Source organism: Janibacter sp. Y6 (assembly GCF_040900765.1).
Classification (GTDB): domain Bacteria; phylum Actinomycetota; class Actinomycetes; order Actinomycetales; family Dermatophilaceae; genus Marihabitans; species Marihabitans melonis.
Genome location: NZ_JAKLYZ010000003.1, coordinates 351,975 through 369,226 on the forward strand (window position 1 = coordinate 351,975; position 17,252 = coordinate 369,226).

The 17,252-nt window shown below is 73.8% G+C and carries 12 protein-coding genes and 1 riboswitch; of the genes, 8 read left to right on the forward strand and 4 right to left on the reverse strand.

Annotated features, from left to right (window positions below; all coding sequences use genetic code 11):
- The first annotated feature begins 38 nt into the window (after nt 1-38).
- Together dapA and L6241_RS09280 are read left to right on the forward strand one after the other, a co-directional pair.
- Nucleotides 39-938, forward strand: coding sequence for a 4-hydroxy-tetrahydrodipicolinate synthase (dapA, locus tag L6241_RS09275; protein WP_368245885.1), 900 nt, complete (start codon nt 39-41; stop codon nt 936-938).
- The gene (locus L6241_RS09280; protein WP_368245886.1) at nt 935-2,623 is read left to right on the forward strand and encodes a ribonuclease J; all 1,689 of its coding nucleotides are present in this window, start codon (nt 935-937) and stop codon (nt 2,621-2,623) included. Before dapA ends, L6241_RS09280 begins: the two co-directional genes overlap by 4 nt.
- 156 nt (nt 2,624-2,779) lie before the next feature.
- Here L6241_RS09280 and L6241_RS09285 read toward each other — a convergent pair whose 3' ends face one another.
- Nucleotides 2,780-4,096, reverse strand: coding sequence for an aminotransferase class V-fold PLP-dependent enzyme (locus L6241_RS09285; protein WP_368245887.1), 1,317 nt, complete (start codon nt 4,094-4,096; stop codon nt 2,780-2,782).
- A 40-nt stretch (nt 4,097-4,136) separates the two neighbouring features.
- A riboswitch (SAM riboswitch) is annotated at nt 4,137-4,249 on the reverse strand.
- A gap of 92 nt (nt 4,250-4,341) precedes the next feature.
- Nucleotides 4,342-4,986 (reverse strand): prepilin peptidase, encoded by a 645-nt coding sequence (locus L6241_RS09290; RefSeq protein WP_368245889.1) that lies wholly within the window; start codon nt 4,984-4,986, stop codon nt 4,342-4,344.
- Nucleotides 4,987-5,114: 128 nt separating this feature from the next.
- Between L6241_RS09290 and L6241_RS09295 the strand changes: the two genes are divergently transcribed.
- Genes L6241_RS09295 through L6241_RS09320 form a run of 6 tightly spaced genes read left to right on the forward strand, consistent with a single transcriptional unit; the run spans nt 5,115 to nt 11,659 of the window.
- Entirely contained in the window at nt 5,115-7,958 is a 2,844-nt protein-coding gene (locus tag L6241_RS09295) for a DNA translocase FtsK 4TM domain-containing protein (RefSeq protein ID WP_368245890.1), read from the forward strand.
- 30 nt (nt 7,959-7,988) lie between these two features.
- Nucleotides 7,989-8,693, forward strand: a complete 705-nt coding sequence (locus L6241_RS09300; RefSeq protein ID WP_368245891.1) for an ion channel — start codon at nt 7,989-7,991, stop codon at nt 8,691-8,693.
- 35 nt (nt 8,694-8,728) lie between these two features.
- Nucleotides 8,729-10,186, forward strand: coding sequence for a 30S ribosomal protein S12 methylthiotransferase RimO (gene rimO / locus L6241_RS09305; RefSeq protein WP_368245892.1), 1,458 nt, complete (start codon nt 8,729-8,731; stop codon nt 10,184-10,186).
- Entirely contained in the window at nt 10,183-10,833 is a 651-nt protein-coding gene (pgsA, locus tag L6241_RS09310) for a CDP-diacylglycerol--glycerol-3-phosphate 3-phosphatidyltransferase (protein ID WP_201466296.1), read from the forward strand. Before rimO ends, pgsA begins: the two co-directional genes overlap by 4 nt.
- Entirely contained in the window at nt 10,830-11,369 is a 540-nt protein-coding gene (locus L6241_RS09315) for a CinA family protein (protein ID WP_251719412.1), read from the forward strand. The genes pgsA and L6241_RS09315 overlap by 4 nt, the downstream gene beginning before the upstream one ends.
- Complete coding sequence (locus L6241_RS09320) at nt 11,366-11,659, forward strand: helix-turn-helix domain-containing protein (protein WP_191563238.1); 294 nt, start codon at nt 11,366-11,368, stop codon at nt 11,657-11,659. The genes L6241_RS09315 and L6241_RS09320 overlap by 4 nt, the downstream gene beginning before the upstream one ends.
- 31 nt (nt 11,660-11,690) lie before the next feature.
- Here the strand turns inward: L6241_RS09320 and L6241_RS09325 are convergent, their stop codons facing one another.
- Together L6241_RS09325 and L6241_RS09330 are read right to left on the reverse strand one after the other, a co-directional pair.
- The gene (locus tag L6241_RS09325) at nt 11,691-12,542 is read right to left on the reverse strand and encodes a DNA-formamidopyrimidine glycosylase family protein (RefSeq protein WP_251719413.1); all 852 of its coding nucleotides are present in this window, start codon (nt 12,540-12,542) and stop codon (nt 11,691-11,693) included.
- Entirely contained in the window at nt 12,535-17,178 is a 4,644-nt protein-coding gene (locus L6241_RS09330) for an ATP-dependent helicase (protein WP_368245894.1), read from the reverse strand. The genes L6241_RS09325 and L6241_RS09330 overlap by 8 nt, the downstream gene beginning before the upstream one ends.
- Nucleotides 17,179-17,252 lie beyond the last annotated feature (74 nt).

Below are 17,252 nucleotides of genomic sequence, written 5' to 3' on the forward strand. Positions count from 1 at the left end.
AGCAAATCTACCGGCGTCCGCCGCGATACCCTCGAGGTATGCCTGACACCACCCCCTTCGGCCACGTCCTCACAGCGATGGTGACGCCGATGACGCCAGATGGCGCGGTCGACGAAGGGGGAGTGCGGGCGGTCGCCCGCCACCTCGCCGACACCGGTCATGACGGCGTCGTCGTCAACGGCACGACCGGTGAGTCGGCCACCCTCACCTCCGACGAGAGCATCGAGGTCGTGCGGATGGTTGTCGACGAGGTCGGTGACCGGCTCGCCGTCGTCGCGGGCGTCGGCTCGAACTCCACCGCGCACAGCATCGAGATGGCGGCCCGCGCCGCCGAGGCCGGGGCCGACTCGCTCCTGCTCGTCTCGCCGTACTACAACAAGCCGACCCAGCCGGGTCTCATCGCGCACTGCACGGCGGTGGCGGACTCGACCGAGCTGCCGATCATGCTCTACGACATCCCCGGCCGCACCGCCGTCCCCTTCGCCACCGAGACCCTCGTCGAGCTCGCGGGCCACGACCGGATCGTCGCGGTCAAGGACGCGAAGGGGGACCTCGCCGCCTCGATCCGCGTCATGGCCGCGACCGACTACCTCTGGTACTCGGGCGAGGACGCGCTCAACCTCCCGCTGCTCGCGCTCGGCGCCGTCGGCGTCGTCTCCGTCGTCGGTCACGTCACCGGCCGCGAGCACGCCGCGCTCGTCGAGGCGGTCGCCGCCGGCGACCTCGTGCGCGCCCGCGAGATCCAGGACCGGCTCGTCCCTGTCGTCGACGCGATCATGACGACCTCGCAGGGGGCGATCATGGCCAAGGCCGCGCTCGCCGAGATCGGGGTCATCGAGCACGCGACCGTGCGTCTGCCGCTCGTCGAGAGCCCCCCGGAGCACCTCGACATCCTGCGAGCCGGTCTCGCCGCCACGCACGCAGAGAAGGTCGCATGAGCCACCCGCACCCCGAGCTCGACATCCCCGCCCCGCTCGCGAAGGGTGCCGTGCGGGTCGTCCCGCTCGGCGGCCTCGGCGAGATCGGGCGCAATATGACCGTCGTCGAGCACGACGGCCAGCTGCTGATCATCGACTGCGGGGTCCTCTTCCCCGACGACCACCAGCCCGGTGTCGACCTCATCCTCCCGGACTTCGAGTACATCGAGGACCGGCTCGACGACATCCAGGCGGTGATCCTCACCCACGGGCACGAGGACCACATCGGCGCCGTGCCCTACCTGCTGCGTCTCAAGCCCGACCTGCCGCTCATCGGCTCGCAGCTCACCCTCGCGCTCGTCGAGGCCAAGCTCAAGGAGCACCGGATCAAGCCCTACACCCTCGGAGTCGCCGAGGGCATGCGCGAGGTCTTCGGGCACTTCGACTGCGAGTTCATCGCCGTCAACCACTCGATCCCCGACGCGCTCGCCGTCTTCGTGCGCACGCCTGGCGGCACCCTGCTGCACACGGGCGACTTCAAGATGGACCAGCTGCCGCTCGACGGCCGGATCACCGACCTGCGCGCCTTCGCGCGGGCCGGCGAGGAGGGGGTCGACCTCTTCCTCACCGACAGCACGAACGCGACGGTCCCGGGATTCACCGCGCCCGAGCGCGACATCTCGGCGGCGATCGACAAGGTCTTCCGCGGGGCCGAGCGGCGGATCATCGCCGCGTGCTTCTCCTCGCACGTGCACCGCGTCCAGCAGGTGCTCGACGCCGCGGAGCGCAACGGGCGCAAGGTCGCCTTCGTCGGTCGCTCGATGATCCGCAACATGGGGATCGCGGCCGACCTCGGTCATCTCCACGTGCCCGACCGGGTGCTCGTCGACGTCAAGAAGCTCGGCGACCTGCCCGACGACCAGGTCGTCCTCATCTGCACCGGCAGCCAGGGCGAGCCGATGGCTGCCCTCAACCGCATGGCCAACCGCGACCACCGCATCGACGTCGGCGTCGACGACACGATCATGCTGCTCTCCTCGCCGATCCCCGGCAACGAGGGCTCCGTGTGGCGGGTCATCAACGGCCTCATGCGCCTGGGCGCCCACGTCGTGCACAGCGGCGGCACCGACCGGGTCCACGTCTCCGGCCACGCGAGCGCCGGAGAGCTGCTCTACTGCTACAACATCGTCAAGCCCAAGAACGTCCTGCCGGTGCACGGCGAGTGGCGTCACCTCGTGGCCAACCGTGACCTCGCGATCGCGACGGGGGTCCACCCCGACCACATCCCGCTCGCCGAGGACGGCGTCGTCGTCGACCTCGTCGACGGCCGGGCGCGGGTCGTCGGTGCGGTGCCGTGCGGCTACGTCTACGTCGACGGCAGCAGCGTGGGCGAGGCCGACGAGGACCTGCTCAAGGACCGCCGCATCCTGCGCGACGAGGGCTTCATCTCGGTCATGGTCGTCATCAACTCCTCGAGCGGCGCGATCCTCGCCGGCCCGGAGATCACCGCCCGCGGCTTCGCCGAGGGTGACGAGATCTTCGAGCAGGTCCGTCCCAAGATCGTCGCGGCGATCCAGGACGCGACGGCGAAGGGGGTCACCGACCCCCACCAGCTGCAGCAGGTCATCCGTCGCGCCGTCGGCGGCTGGGTCGGCGGCAAGATCCGCCGCCGCCCGATGATCATCCCGACGGTCGTCGAGGCCTGAGGCTCACCCCTTCGCCCGGCACCCCCGAGCTACCACACCCCCTCGAGCTACCACACCCCCCGAGCTACCACGCAGTACTGGTCGTCATCACGACCAGTACTGCGTGGTAGCTCGCGTCGTAGACGGGTCGGTAGCCGGAGGCGGGCGAAGGGGGAGTCAGCCCCGCGGGGCGAGGGAGCGGACCGCGGCGACGAGCCGGTCGACGTGCTCGGGGGAGTTCGCCAGGCCCAGGCTCGCGCGGACCGCGCTCGTGCTGCTCGAACCCTGCCGCGCCAGGAGCGCGTCGACGAGGACGTGGGCGCAGAAGCGTCCGTCGCGCACCCCGATGCCGTGCTCGTCGGAGAGGCGGCGCGAGACCTCCTCGGCGGAGCGGCCCTCGACGGTGAAGGTGACGACCGGCGCCCGGTCGTGCGTCGGCCCGAAGATCGAGTGCGTCTGCACCCCGGGGATCGCGTCGAGCCGGCTGACCAAGCCCCGCCCGAGCGTCTCGTCGAGCTCGGCGATGGCCTCACGGTGCTCCTCGACGACCTCGCACGCGACGGCCAGGGCCACCGCGCCGAGGACGTTCGGGCTGCCGGCCTCGTGGCGGGCGGGACCGATCTGCCACGTCGTGTCCTCGTCGGAGACCGCCGCCGTCGCACCGCCCCCGGCGAGGTAGGGCTCGGCCGCGTCGAGCCAGTCCGAGCGCCCGACGAGCACGCCGGCGCCGTAGGGCGCATAGATCTTGTGCCCCGAGAAGGCGACGTAGTCGAGCTCCTCGAGCGCGAGGTCGACGGCGCGGTGCTGGACGAGCTGGGCGGCGTCGAGCGCGACCCGGGCGCCGTGCCGGCGGGCGACCGTCGCGATCTGCGCGACCGGCCAGTACTCGCCCGTGACGTTCGACGCGCCGGTGACGACGACGAGCGCGTCGGCGGCGCGCGAGGTCCGCAGCGCCGCGTCGACGACCGAGACCGCCTCGGCCGGGCTCGCGGGCACGGGGAGGCGGACGAGCTGCTCGGCGCGCCACGGCAGGATCGTCGCGTGGTGGTCGGAGCCGAAGACGAAGACCTGCGCGTCCTGCGGCACGACCGAGGCGAGGAGGTTGAAGGAGTCGGTGGTGTTGCGCGTGAAGATCACGTGGTCGTCCGCGCGCGCGCCGACGAAGCGGGCCACGACCTCGCGGGCCTGCTCGTAGCGCGCGCTCGTCACGCGCGAGGCGTAGCCGTTGCCGCGGTGCACCGACGAGTACGTGAGGCTCGCCTCGTCGACGGCGGCCTTGACGGCGACGAAGGCCGAGGTCGAGGCCCCATGGTCGAGATTCGCGTACTCCACCTCGGCGCCGGACTCGAGCGGGCAGACGAGCCCGTCGGAGACGAGGGCCGGGGTCGACGGCGCGCTCGGGCGGGGTCGCAGCTGGTGCACGGCCGCCAGCGTCGGCTCGGCGGGGCGGGGGAGCGTCGGCGCAGCGGCCGGGGCGAGAGCGGTGGTGGACATGGCATGCCTCCCATGAGGTCTGGGACCTCGGGGCAGCCGGGGTCCGCGCTTGCCGGCGTCGTCTGGCGTCGGCCAGGTCGTCACCCGGAGCACCCCACCGCGGAGGAGGGTTGCCGACCAGCGAGCCGGGGCTTGACGCTGGCACTCATGACCTTGGCCGCGACGATAGCAGCGGGTCGGGGAGCGGCGTCGAGCCCGTCCGGCCCCGTCTTGTCTGCTGAGACCTGGGCGGGGGAGGGGCGTGCTCAGGCGCGTACGAGGAGCGCGAGGACCGCCCCGAGCACGAGGTAGGGGCCGAAGGCGAGGTGCGTGGCCCGGTCCACCCGGCGCAGCACGAGGAGCACGAGCGCAGCGGCACCGCCGAGCGCGAAGGCCGCGTACACGCCGATGGTGAGGGTGCTCCACCCGTACCAGCCGAGCAGCGGGGCGAGGGCGAGCACGAGCTTCGCGTCGCCCATCCCGATGCCGCGCGAGCCGAGGACGAGGCTGACGAGCACGAAGGCACCGCCGACGCCCGCCGTGGCGACGAGCGCCCGGCGCAGGTCGTCCCACTGCCCGGACGTCGCCGCGGCGAGGGCGAGGAGCGCGAGGACGGCGGCCGCGAAGGGGAGCGTGAGGGCGTTGGGCAGCCGGTGGACGTCCGCGTCGACCGCGAGCAGGAGCAGGCCGACCGGGGCGAGGAGCGCGGTCGCCGCCGCGGCGGCGAGCGGCTCGTCGCGGGCGACCCAGACGAGGGCGGCCGCGAGCGCCGGCACCGCCGGCACGAGCCACCCGTGGGCGGGCAGCGGAGCCGTCTCGTCGGGGCGTCGGTAGGTGCCCGAGCGGCCCCACCTCCACGCGAGGGGCATGCCCACGAGCGCGACGGCGAGCGCGACGAGGACATGGGGCACGCACGCAGGGTATGCGGGCGCCGGTGGCTCTCCCCGGCGCCGTCCACACCCCCCTTCGCCCGGAACCGGCGGCCCCTGGTGCGCGTGTGACACGTGTGAAAGGGATGGCGATCGCCTAGCCTGCGAGCATGGCAACACGTAACGGCACCCCCGCGCGCCCGCGTGGGGGATCCACCCGCGCACCCGGTCGCACGGCCGCGACCAAGGGCCCGGGGCGGTCCACGGGCACCAAGGCCCGGTCCTCCTCGCGCTCCTCCGGCCGCACCGGCTCGAAGGGGTCGGGCACGACCTCGGCGAAGGGGGGCGGTCTCCCGCTCCCGCTCGCCGCCGTGCGCAGCACGTGGATGGGGGTCGCCGGCGCCGCCGGCGCCGGTGCCCGTCGGGTGGGCCACCAGGCCGGCCAGATCGAGCCCGAGCACCGTCGTGACGGTCTCGGCTTCACCCTCGTCGCGCTCGCCGTCGTCGTCGCCGCCGTCGAGTGGTGGGGCCTGCAGGGCGGGCTCGCCGATCTCGTGCACGCCGTGGCCGCAGGGACCTTCGGCCGTGTCGCCTACGCCCTCCCGCTCGTCCTCGTCCTCGCCGGGTGGCGCCTGCTGCGCGGCGCCGACGACGCGACGAGCGCCCGGCTCGGCTTCGGCCTGGCCCTGCTCTCGCTGTCGGTCTGCGGTCTGACGCACATCGCCCGCGGCATCCCGCAGCCCCCCGACGGCGCCGGCCCGATGCGCGACGCCGGCGGCATCGTCGGCTTCCTCGCCTCCGACCCGCTCGCCACCGGGCTCACCGTGTGGCCGACGGCGATCATCCTCGTCCTGCTCGGCACCTTCTCGCTCCTGCTCGTCACGGGCACGCCCCTGCACGAGATCCCCACCCGGGCCGCCTACCTGCGGGCCGTCTTCACCGGCGCCCCGCCGCAGCCGCACGACGAGGTCGAGAGCACGCCGGCGGCCGCCCGTGCCGTGCAGGCCGCCCGCAAGCGCCGCTTCGACGAGCTCGACGAGCGCGACGGCGACACCGCCTTCGACCAGGCCGCCCAGGTCTCGCCCGCGGAGAAGGCACGCCGCCGGCGGGCCGCGAAGGCCGAGTCCGACGCCGCGAAGGCGGCCGAGGACGCCGCGGCAGAGGAGGCCGCCGCCCCGGAGGCCCCGGCGAAGGGGGGCCCGCGCCCCGGCGAGAAGCGCTCGACCGGCAACGGCGTCGTCGCCCCGGTCGCCAAGGACAAGACCGCGTTGCAGCCGCCCCCGACGACCCAGCTGCCGCAGCGCGTCGAGCAGCTCGCCCTCGCCGGCGACGTCACCTACACGCTGCCCGACTCGGCGGCGCTCAAGGCCGGCTCGCCGCACAAGGAGCGCTCCGCCGCCAACGACCAGGTCGTCGACGCCCTGACCAACGTCCTCGACGAGTTCGGCATCGACGCGCAGGTCACCGGCTTCCACCGCGGCCCCACCGTCACCCGGTACGTCGTCGAGCTGGGCCCCGGCGTCAAGGTCGAGCGCGTCACCGCGCTCAGCAAGAACATCGCCTACGCCGTGGCCTCGGCCGACGTGCGCATCCTCAGCCCCATCCCGGGCAAGTCGGCCATCGGCATCGAGATCCCGAACGCCGACAAGGAGATGGTCTGCCTCGGCGACGTGCTGCGCAGCGACGTCGCACGGACCAACGAGCACCCGATGGTCATGGGTGTCGGCAAGGACGTCGAGGGCGGGTACGTCATCGCCAACCTCGCGAAGATGCCCCACATCCTCGTCGCCGGCGCGACGGGCTCCGGCAAGTCGAGCTTCGTCAACTCGATGATCACCTCGATCCTCATGCGGGCCACGCCCGACGAGGTGCGCATGGTGCTCGTCGACCCCAAGCGCGTCGAGCTCACCGCGTACGAGGGGATCCCGCACCTCATCACGCCCATCATCACCAACGCGAAGAAGGCCGCCGAGGCCCTCCAGTGGGTGGTGAAGGAGATGGACATGCGCTACGACGACCTCGCGGCCTTCGGCTTCAAGCACGTCGACGACTTCAACAAGGCGGTCCGCGCCGGCACCGTGCAGCCGCTGCCCGGCAGCGAGCGCACGATCCAGCCCTACCCCTACCTGCTCGTCATCGTCGACGAGCTCGCCGACCTCATGATGGTCGCGCCGCGCGACGTCGAGGACTCGATCGTGCGCATCACCCAGCTGGCACGCGCCGCCGGCATCCACCTCGTGCTGGCGACCCAGCGGCCCTCCGTCGACGTCGTCACGGGCCTCATCAAGGCCAACGTGCCCAGCCGGATGGCCTTCGCGACCTCCTCGCTCGCCGACAGCCGGGTCGTCCTCGACCAGCCGGGCGCCGAGAAGCTGCTCGGCCAGGGCGACGCGCTCTTCCTGCCCATGGGCAAGAGCAAGCCGATGCGCGTCCAGGGCGCGTGGGTCACCGAGTCCGAGATCCACGAGGTCGTCCAGCACGTCACCGGCCAGCTCGCCCCGCGCTACCGCGAGGACGTCGCCGTCGAGGCGCCGAAGAAGCAGATCGACGAGGACATCGGCGACGACCTCGACGTGCTGCTCCAGGCCACCGAGCTCGTCGTCACGACGCAGTTCGGCTCGACGTCGATGCTCCAGCGCAAGCTGCGCGTCGGCTTCGCCAAGGCCGGCCGCCTCATGGACCTGCTCGAGTCCCGCGGCGTCGTCGGCCCCTCCGAGGGCAGCAAGGCCCGTGACGTGCTCATCACGCCCGACGAGCTGCCGGTGACCCTGGCGCTCATGCGCGGAGACGACGTGCCGGACGCCGCCCCGGTGTCCCCGGACGACACGCAGGAGGTGCCGGGCCGAGGCGAGGGTCCTCGCCCCTTCGCCGGCGAGGAGGAGGTCGTCGACGTCGAGCGCGACCCGCAGCCGACCCCTCCGACCGGGCGCTACGCGGTCGACCCCATCGGCACGGACATCCCCGTCGACGACGACGAGGACGACGAGGACGCGTGGTCGCTCACCGGGCGCTGACCGGGGCCCCCGCGGCTCTACGCTGACGTCATGCCCGAGGTCTGGTACGCCCCGAAGAAGCCCCTGTCCGGCCGGGACTACTGGGTGGCGGTGCTGCGCAAGCAGCCGTCGGCGATCCTCCTCGCGATCCAGCTCCTGGCGATCCTGCTGCTGCCGTGGCTGGAGGCACAGCTGTGGGGGCGGCTCGTCTTCGTCGTCATCTCCTTCTTCGCGGTGACGATCGCCGCCTTCGTCACACGCTCGACGCCCTCGCTCACCTGGCTGGCGCTGCTCATCGGCGTCCCCTGCGTGGCGCTCGAGGCGTGGAGCGTGCTCTCGCCGGACAACGTCCTCGTCGGGGCCGTCGGCCACTTCGGGCTCGCGGCCTTCTACCTCTACGTCGCGTACGGGCTCGTGTCCTACGTCTTCTCCGACAGCTGGGTGACGAGCGACGAGCTCTTCGCGGTGGGCGCGGCCTTCACCGTCCTGCTCTTCGCCTTCGCCTACCTCTACCTCGGGGTCCAGTTCATCTGGCCGGAGTCGTTCACCGGTCACGTCCCCGGGCCGCGTCGCACGTTCCTCGAGCTGCTCTTCTTCTCCGCAGCCAACCTCACGAGCGTCGGGCTCTCCGACGTCGGGGCGATCCGCCCGCACGCCCGGGCTGTGACGATCATCGAGCAGCTCACCGGCGTCATGTACGTCGCGATGGTCATCTCCCGGCTCGTCGCGCTCACCGTGGCCAAGGCGCGCCGCTGACCGAGCCCCTCCGCGCGAGACCTAGAGTGGGGGGCATGTCTGAGCCGTCTCGCAGCGTCGCCCTCGTCACCCTCGGGTGCACCCGTAACGAGGTCGACTCCGAGGAGCTCGCCGGGCGCCTCGCCGCCGAGGGGTGGCAGCTCGTCGACGACGCCTCGCAGGCTGACGTCGCCGTCGTCAACACGTGCGGCTTCATCGAGCAGGCGAAGAAGGACTCGATCGACGCCGTCCTCGAGGCCGGACAGCTGCGCGAGACGGGGCGCACCCAGGCGGTCGTCGCCGTGGGCTGCCTCGCCGAGCGGTACGGCCGCGAGCTCGCCGAGGAGCTGCCCGAGGCCGACGCCGTGCTCGGCTTCGACTCCTACCGCGACATGTCCTCGCACCTGCGCGCCGTGCTCGACGGGCACCCGCCCGAGGCGCACGTCCCCGGCGACCGCCGCACGCTGCTCCCGCTCGCACCGCTCCAACGTGCCGACGCCGCGGCCGCGGTGGCCCTGCCCGGCCACGGCGACGACGGCATCTCCGCCGCTCCCGGTGGAGACTCCGCCGCTGTGCGCGACCTGCCCCGTGCCCGGCTCGACGACCGGCCCTGGGCGCCGCTGAAGATCGCCTCGGGCTGCGACCGGCGCTGCGCCTACTGCGCGATCCCCACCTTCCGCGGCTCCTTCGTCTCGCGCCGGCCCACCGACGTCATCGCCGAGGGGCGCTGGCTGGCCCAGCAGGGTGTGCGCGAGCTCTTCCTCGTCTCGGAGAACTCGACGTCGTACGGCAAAGACCTCGGCGAGCTCGACCTCATGCAGGCGCTCATGCCCCAGCTCGCGCAGATCGAGGGCGTCGAGCGGGTCCGCGTCAGCTATCTCCAGCCCGCCGAGATCCGTCCCGGCCTCCTCGAGGCGATGGCGGCCACCCCCGGGGTCATGCCCTGGTACGACATCTCCTTCCAGCACTCGAGCCCGACCCTGCTGCGCCGGATGCGCCGATTCGGCTCGACGCAGGCCTTCCTCGAGCTCGTCGAGGGCATCCGGGAGCGCCAGCCCGAGGCGGGCATCCGCAGCAACGTCATCGTCGGCTTCCCCGGCGAGAGCGAGGACGACCTCGCCGAGCTCGAGCGCTTCCTCGTCGCGGCCCGCCTCGACGTCGTCGGCGTCTTCGGCTACTCCGACGAGGACGGCACCGAGGGCGAGCGCCTCGACGGCAAGATCGACCCCGACGTCGTCGCCGAGCGCGTCGAGCGAGTGCGGACCCTCGTCGACGAGCTCTCGGCCCAGCGCGCCGAGGAGCGGATCGGGCAGCACGTCCGTGTCCTCGTCGAGCAGGTCGAGGACGAGGACGGGCACCTCGAGGTCGTCGGACGCGCCGAGCACCAGGGCCCTGACGTCGACGGCGAGACGATCCTGCTCGGCGAGGTCGAGGGCCTGGCCGTCGGTGACCTCGTCGACGCGGTCGTCGAGGGCACCGAGGGGATCGACCTCGTGGCCCGGGTCAGGCGATGAGCACGCCCGCGCCAGTCCCCGCGCCCGCACCCGAGCCGAGCCCGTGGAACCTGCCCAACGCGCTGACCGTCCTGCGCATCCTGCTCGTCCCCGTCTTCGTCTGGCTGCTGCTGCGCGACGGCGGTGATGACGCCGCGTCGCGCTGGTGGGCCTTCGGGGTCTTCGCCGTCGCGATCGTCACCGACCGGGTCGACGGCGACATCGCCCGGGCCCGTGGCATCGTCACGAACTTCGGCAAGGTCGCCGACCCGATCGCCGACAAGGCCCTCACCGGGGCCGGCTTCATCACCCTGTCGATCATCGACGTCATCCCGTGGTGGGTGAGCGTCGTCGTCGTCGCGCGCGAGCTCGGCATCACCCTCATGCGCTTCTTCGTCATCCGCCACGGCGTCATGCCGGCCAGCCGCGGGGGCAAGGTCAAGACCTTCCTCCAGGCCCAGGCCCTGCTCATCCTCATGGCGCCGCTGTGGGTCCTGCCGTGGTCGCGGGTGTGGGAGGTCGTCGGCTACGTCATCCTCGCCGCGGCTGTCGCCGTGACGATCGCCACCGCCGTCGACTACGTCATGAAGGCGCTGACGCTGCGCGAGACGAGCGAGCGCGCCGCGATGAAGCGCGCCCGGGCCGGTCGCGACCGTCAGGTCCCATGACCTCTGACCCGGTCGCGGCGGCAGCGCTCGACGAGCTGCGCGCGCACGGGCTGACGCTGGGTTGCGCCGAGTCGCTCACCGGCGGTCTGCTCTCGGCGGCGGTCGTCGCGGTGCCGGGCGCCTCGGACGTCCACCGGGGGGCGGTCGTCGCGTACGCCGCGGAGGTCAAGGCGCAGGTGCTCGGCGTCGACCTCTCGCTCCTCGACGCGGTCGGCACGGTCCACCCGGACGTCGCCGCCGCGATGGCGAAGGGGGCGCAGCGCGTCCTGCGGTGCGACGTCGCCCTGGCGACGACCGGGGTCGCCGGTCCCGGGCCAAGCGAGGGTCACCCCGCCGGCACCGTGCACCTCGCGTGCGCCTGGGGCGAGGAGGTGCACCTGCGCCGGCTCGACCTGCCGGGCGGCCGCGCCGAGGTGCGCGAGGCGAGCGTGCGCGGAGCGCTGGACCTGCTCCTCGCCGTGGCGTCGTCGCACGCTCGCGGTACGGTGGGGTCAGCACCACAGCCGCACGTCGAGCGAGAGGAGGGCCGGTCGTGATCCTGCTGCGCGAAGAGCTCGGTGAGGTCCTGCGCGAGGCCCGGACCACCCAGGGCCGCACCCTGCGCCAGATCTCCGCCGACGCCTCGATCTCGCTGGGCTACCTCTCCGAGATCGAGCGCGGCGAGAAGGAGGCGAGCTCTGAGCTCCTCTCCTCGGTCTGCGTCGCGCTCGGCATGCCGCTGTCCGAGGTCCTCGCCGAGGTGGCGACCCGGGTCGGCCGGGCCGAGCACGCCAGCGCTCCTGTGCCGCTGCGCGTCGGCGGTGGCGTCTCCGCCTCCGCCGCCTGAGCGAGCTCTCTCAGCGACGTCCGCGGTCCCCTCAGCGACGTCCGCGTGGTCCTAAGGGGGCCTGGCGTCGACCGTCGTCGGTCGGGGCGAGCCCGCCCTGGCACGTCGGGCAGGAGAAGATCGTGCGCTCCTGACCCGCCCGACCGGCCATCGCCACACGGATCGTGTCGCCGCAGCGGCGGCACGGCCGACCCGAGCGGGCGTGGACGTACGACTCGTGACCGCGCCGCGTCTCGCCGGTCGAGCCCTGCACCCCGGTGACGACGGCGCGCTGCATGAGGCGCGCGACACGGTTGATGATCTGGCTGAGCTCGTCGGCGCCCACGTCGCGGGCCGGGCGCCACGGGTGCACCCGTCGCACGAAGAGGATCTCGCTGGCCCAGAAGGTGCCGATCCCGCTGACGACGCGCTGGTCGAGCAGCGCCTCGGCGATCGGCCGCGGGTCGCCCTCGAGCCGGCGGACGACCTCGTCGAGGTCGAGCGGGTCGGCGAGGACGTCCGGCCCGAGATGACCGACGAGCGTGCCCTCGTCGCGGGTGCGCACGAGGTCGAGCTCGCCGAGACGCAGGCCGACCGCTCGCCACCGGGCGCCGTCGAGCACGGCGCGCGTCTGCGGGTTGGCCAGCGCGCGGCGTCCTTGGGGCGAGTCGAGCCCCTCGACCCGCCACTGCCCCTCCATCCGCAGGTGCGAGTGGATCGTCCACCCGCCCTCGACCCGGTGGAGCAGACGCTTGCCGTGGCTGACGACCTCGAGGGTCCGGGAGCCGACGAGCGCCGCACCGTCGAGCGACCCCCAGCGCAGGTCGACCCGCTCGAGCGGGTCGCCGGCGAGGGCCTGGTGGAGCCGCTGGGCCGTCCGGCGCAGCGTGTCGCCCTCAGGCACGGGGCCGCTGCCGCAGACGCAGCCCTCGGGGCGTGGCGGTGAAGCCGGCGTCCTCGAGGGCCTGACCGAGCGGGTGGTCGCTGCCGAGGAGCTGCTGACCGTCGGCCTTCTGCACGGTGAGGCGGCCGAGCGCCCCCTTCGTCACGGCTCCGGCCAGGCCTTGGGCTGCGGCGGCGAGCGGCTCGGGGTCGTCGGTCCAGGACAGCAGCGTGCGACCGCCGCGCTCGACGTAGAGGACGAGCCGGCCGTCGACGAGGACGACGAGCGCCCCGGCCTTGCGGCCCGGCTGGTGGCTGCCCTCGCGCTCTGAGGGCGGCCAGGGCAGCGCGGCGCCGTAGGGGTTGGCGGGGTCGGTGGCGGCGAGGACCCAGGTCTGCCCGCGGCCGCTGGCCGAGCGCACCTGGTCGACCGCACCCGGCAGGGCGAACTGCGAGCCACCGAGCCCCTCGACGAAGTAGCCGCGGCGCACCTGCCCGGCCTCCTCGGCGGCGGAGAGCACCCGGTGGATGGCCGCGAAGCCCCCGGGCACCGACTCGGACTGCACGGCCCCCCGGGTGAGCACGCCGTGCCGGTCGAGCAGGCCCTCGGCGAAGGCGTGGGTGCGCACCGTGGCGTCGCTCGTGGCCTCGGGCAGCAGCGACCACCGCCCGGCGACCCGCGGCGGGCCGCTGCGGGCCGGCATCGCGGCCCGGCCCAGGCTCGTGCGCCGGCCGTACCGCGTGCGCGCCACCGGCCGGCGGGTCGTCTTGTGAGCCGAGCGCCCCCCGGCGAGCAGACCGCGGACCGGGGCGGCGGTGTCGCCGGTGACGAGCCCGCGCCACACGAGGTCCCACAGGACGTCGGCGAGGGCCTCGTCGTCGGTCGAGGCGACCTCGTCGCTCAGCCGGCGGAAGAGGAAGGACCCGCCGCCGTCGAGCGCCTCGAGCACCGACTCGTGGGCGGGGGAGAGGCCCTCGCGGTCGGGCGCCGGCAGGGTGAGGTGCGCCGTGTCGGTCAGGTGCAGCGAGACCCAGCCGTCGTCGCCCGGCAGGCTCCCGTGACCGGCCCAGACGACCTCGCCGGTCGCGACGAGGGAGTCGAGCATGCCCGGGGTGTAGTCGGCGACCCGCGAGGGCAGGACGAGCGACTCGAGCGCGGAGGCCGGCAGGCGCACCCCGCCGAGCTGCTCGACGACGCGCACGAGACCGTCCTCGCCGCGCATCGTCGCCCCGACCCCCTGCCACGCGGGCACGAAGACGGCGAGCTGCTCGGGGGCGACCGGCTCGACCTCGTGGCGCAGCGCGGCCAGCGAGCGGCGCCGCAGCAGCCGCAGCACCTCGGCGTCGCAGAAGTCGCTCCCGCCACCCCCGCCGAGCTCGGCCGGACGCAGGTCGCCCTCGACGACCCGCCCGGACTGCACGAGCCGGCGCAGCCCGTCGCGGGCGACGGCGGCGCCGATCCCGAGCCAGGCTGCTGCCTCGGTCGCGGCGAAGGGGGTGTGGGTCCGGGCGTAGCGGGACAGGAGGTCGCCGAGCGGGTCGGCGACCGGCTCGAGGAAGACCTGGGGCACCCCGACGGGCAGCGGGACGCCGAGGGCGTCGCGCAGCCGCCCGGCGTCCTCGACGACGGCCCACCGTTCTTGGCCGGCGACCTGCACGGCGATGACCTGCCGGCTGGCCCGCAGCTCTTCGAGGGCGGCGCGCACGGCGGTCTCGTCGAGCTCGTCGACCGAGCGCGCCACGAGGTCGTCGACGGTGATGGGGCCGAGGGTGCGCACGAGGTCGGCGACGTCCTCGCCGTCACGGGCGCGGCGGCCCTCGGCGAGGCGCTGCAGCTCGCCCTGGGTGCGCTGGACCGCCTCGACGTCGAGCAGGTCCGCGAGCGAGAGCTGCTCGCCCTGCCCGAGCAGGTCGGCGAGCAGGGCCGGGTCGAGCGTGAGCGCGGCGGCCCGTCGCTCGGCGAGCGGGGAGTCGCCCTCGTAGAGGAACTGCGCGACGTAGCCGAACATCAGCGACGCGGCGAAGGGGGAGGGACGGGGGCTCTCGAGCTCGACGAGGGTGATCTCGCGGCGGTCGATGCCCTCCATGAGACGCACGAGACCCGGCACGTCGTAGACGTCCTGGAGCACCTCGCGCACGGTCTCGAGGATGATCGGGAAGCTCGGGTAGCGGCTGGCGACCTCGAGCAGCGAGGCGGCCCGCTGGCGCTGCTGCCACAGCGGCTGGCGCCGGTCGGGCCGGCGCCGGGGGAGCAGCAGGGCGCGGGCGGCGCACTCGCGGAAGCGCGAGGCGAAGAGTGCCGAGCCGCCCACCTGCTCGGTGACGACGGGCAGGACCATCGACGGCTCGACGGTGACGAGGTCGAGCAGCTCGGAGCCGATGGCCGCGCCGTCGTCGAACTCGAGGTCCGGCAGGCGCAGCACGATCCCGTCGTCGCCGTGCATCGCCTGGACCTCGACCCCGAAGCGCTCGCGCATCCGGGCGGAGATGGCCAGCGCCCACGGCGCGTGCACCTGCCCGCCGAAGGGGGAGAGCACCGCGACCCGCCAGTCGCCGATCTCGTCGCGGAAGCGCTCGACGACGATCGTGCGGTCGTCGGGGACGTGCCGGGTCGCCTCGCGCTGCTCGCCGAGGTAGGCCAGGAGGTTCTCGACCGCCCAGGTGTCGAGCCCGGAGGCGCTGAGGCGCTCGCGGGCGGCCTCGGGGGAGAGGGCGACGAGCTCGCGCACCGTCGCGCCGAGGGCTGCGCCGAGCTCGGCGGGCCGGCCGAGCTGGTCGCCGTGCCAGAAGGGGAGCTTGCCCGGCTGCCCCGGCGCCGGGCTCACGAGCACCCGGTCGTGGGTGATGTCCTCGACCCGCCACGACGACGTGCCGAGGGTGAAGACGTCGCCGACCCGCGACTCGTAGACCATCTCCTCGTCGAGCTCGCCGACGCGGCGGCCCGGGCCCTCGCCGGTGGCGAGGAAGACGCCGAAGAGCCCGCGGTCGGGGATCGTGCCACCGCTCGTCACGGCGAGGCGCTGGGCGCCCCGCCGGCCGGTGAGGGTGCCGGCGACGCGGTCCCAGACGACGCGCGGGCGCAGCTCGGCGAAGTCCTCGGAGGGGTAGGCGCCGGCGAGCATGTCGAGGGTCGCGGTGAGGACGGGGTCGGGCAGCGAGGCGAAGGGGGCGGCTCGCCGCACGAGCGCACCGAGGTCCTCGACCGACCAGTCGTCGAGCGCGCACATGGCGACGACCTGCTGGGCGAGCACGTCGAGCGGGTTGGCGGGCACGGCGATGGACTCGATCGCCCCCTGACGCATGCGCTCGACGACGACGGTCGCCTGGACGAGGTCACCGCGGAACTTCGGCATGACGACGCCGTGGCTCACCGCCCCGACCTGGTGGCCGGCGCGCCCGACCCGCTGCAGGCCCGACGCCACCGACGGCGGTGACTCGATCTGCACGACGAGGTCGATGGCGCCCATGTCGATGCCGAGCTCGAGGCTCGACGTCGCGACGACGCAGGGCAGGCGGCCTGCCTTGAGGTCCTCCTCGATCTCGTCGCGCTGCTCCTTGCTCACGGACCCGTGGTGGGCCCGCGCGAGGATCGCCGGTGCGCCGCTCGACGTGCCGGCCTGCGCCATGACCTGGGCGGTCGGCCCGGTCGGGCGGGCGGGCTCGCCCTCGGCAGGAGCCGGGGCGTCGTCGTCGAGCGCCGCCGCCTCGAGCCGCTCGGCGTGGATCTCGTTGAGCCGGGTCGTCAGGCGCTCGGCGAGCCGTCGGCTGTTGACGAAGACGAGGGTCGAGTCGTGCGAGGTGACGAGGTCGACGACCTGCTCCTCGACGTGCGGCCAGATGGAGGTGCGGGCGACCTGGCCGCTCGCCGGGCCGCTGAGGTCCTCGACCTCCTGACCGAGGTCGGCGAGGTCGGGCACGGGCACGACGACGTCGAGGTCCCACTGCTTCGTCGACGGGGGTGCCACGACGTCGACGGGGCGACCGCCCGCGAGGTAGCGGGCGATCTCCTCGACCGGGCGCACCGTGGCGGACAGGCCGATGCGCTGCGCGGGCTGCGGCAGCAGCGCGTCCAACCGTTCGAGCGACAGGGCGAGGTGGGCCCCCCGCTTGGTGCCGGCGAGGGCGTGGATCTCGTCGATGATGATCGTCTCGACCCCGACGAGCGCCTCGCGTGCGGCCGAGGTGAGCATGAGGAAGAGCGACTCGGGCGTCGTGATGAGGACGTCCGTGGGGGTCCGGGCGAAGGCGCGTCGCTCGTTGGCCGGGGTGTCGCCGGAGCGCACCGAGACGCCGACCTGCGGGGCCTCGAGCCCGAGCCGGGTCGCGGCGTGGCCGATGCCGACGAGCGGGGAGCGCAGGTTGCGCTCGACGTCGACGGCGAGCGCCTTGAGCGGCGAGACGTAGAGGACCCGGCAGCGGGCGAGCCGCTCGGCCGGGGGCTCGGTGGCGACGAGCCGGTCGAGGGCCCACAAGAAGGCGGACAGCGTCTTGCCCGAGCCGGTCGGGGCGACGACGAGCGCGTGCGCGCCGCTGCTGATGGCGCGCCACGCGCCCTCCTGCGCGGTCGTCGGCCCGGCGAAGCTCGTGGAGAACCAGGCACGCGTCGCGGGCGAGAAGAGGTCGAGGACGTCCTCGGCGGGGGCGGGGTCGGCTGTCATGGCAGGGACAGCCTGCCACCGGGCACCGACAGCGCGGCCGCTCGTGGGAGGTGCGACCTGCGGACGTCCAGGGT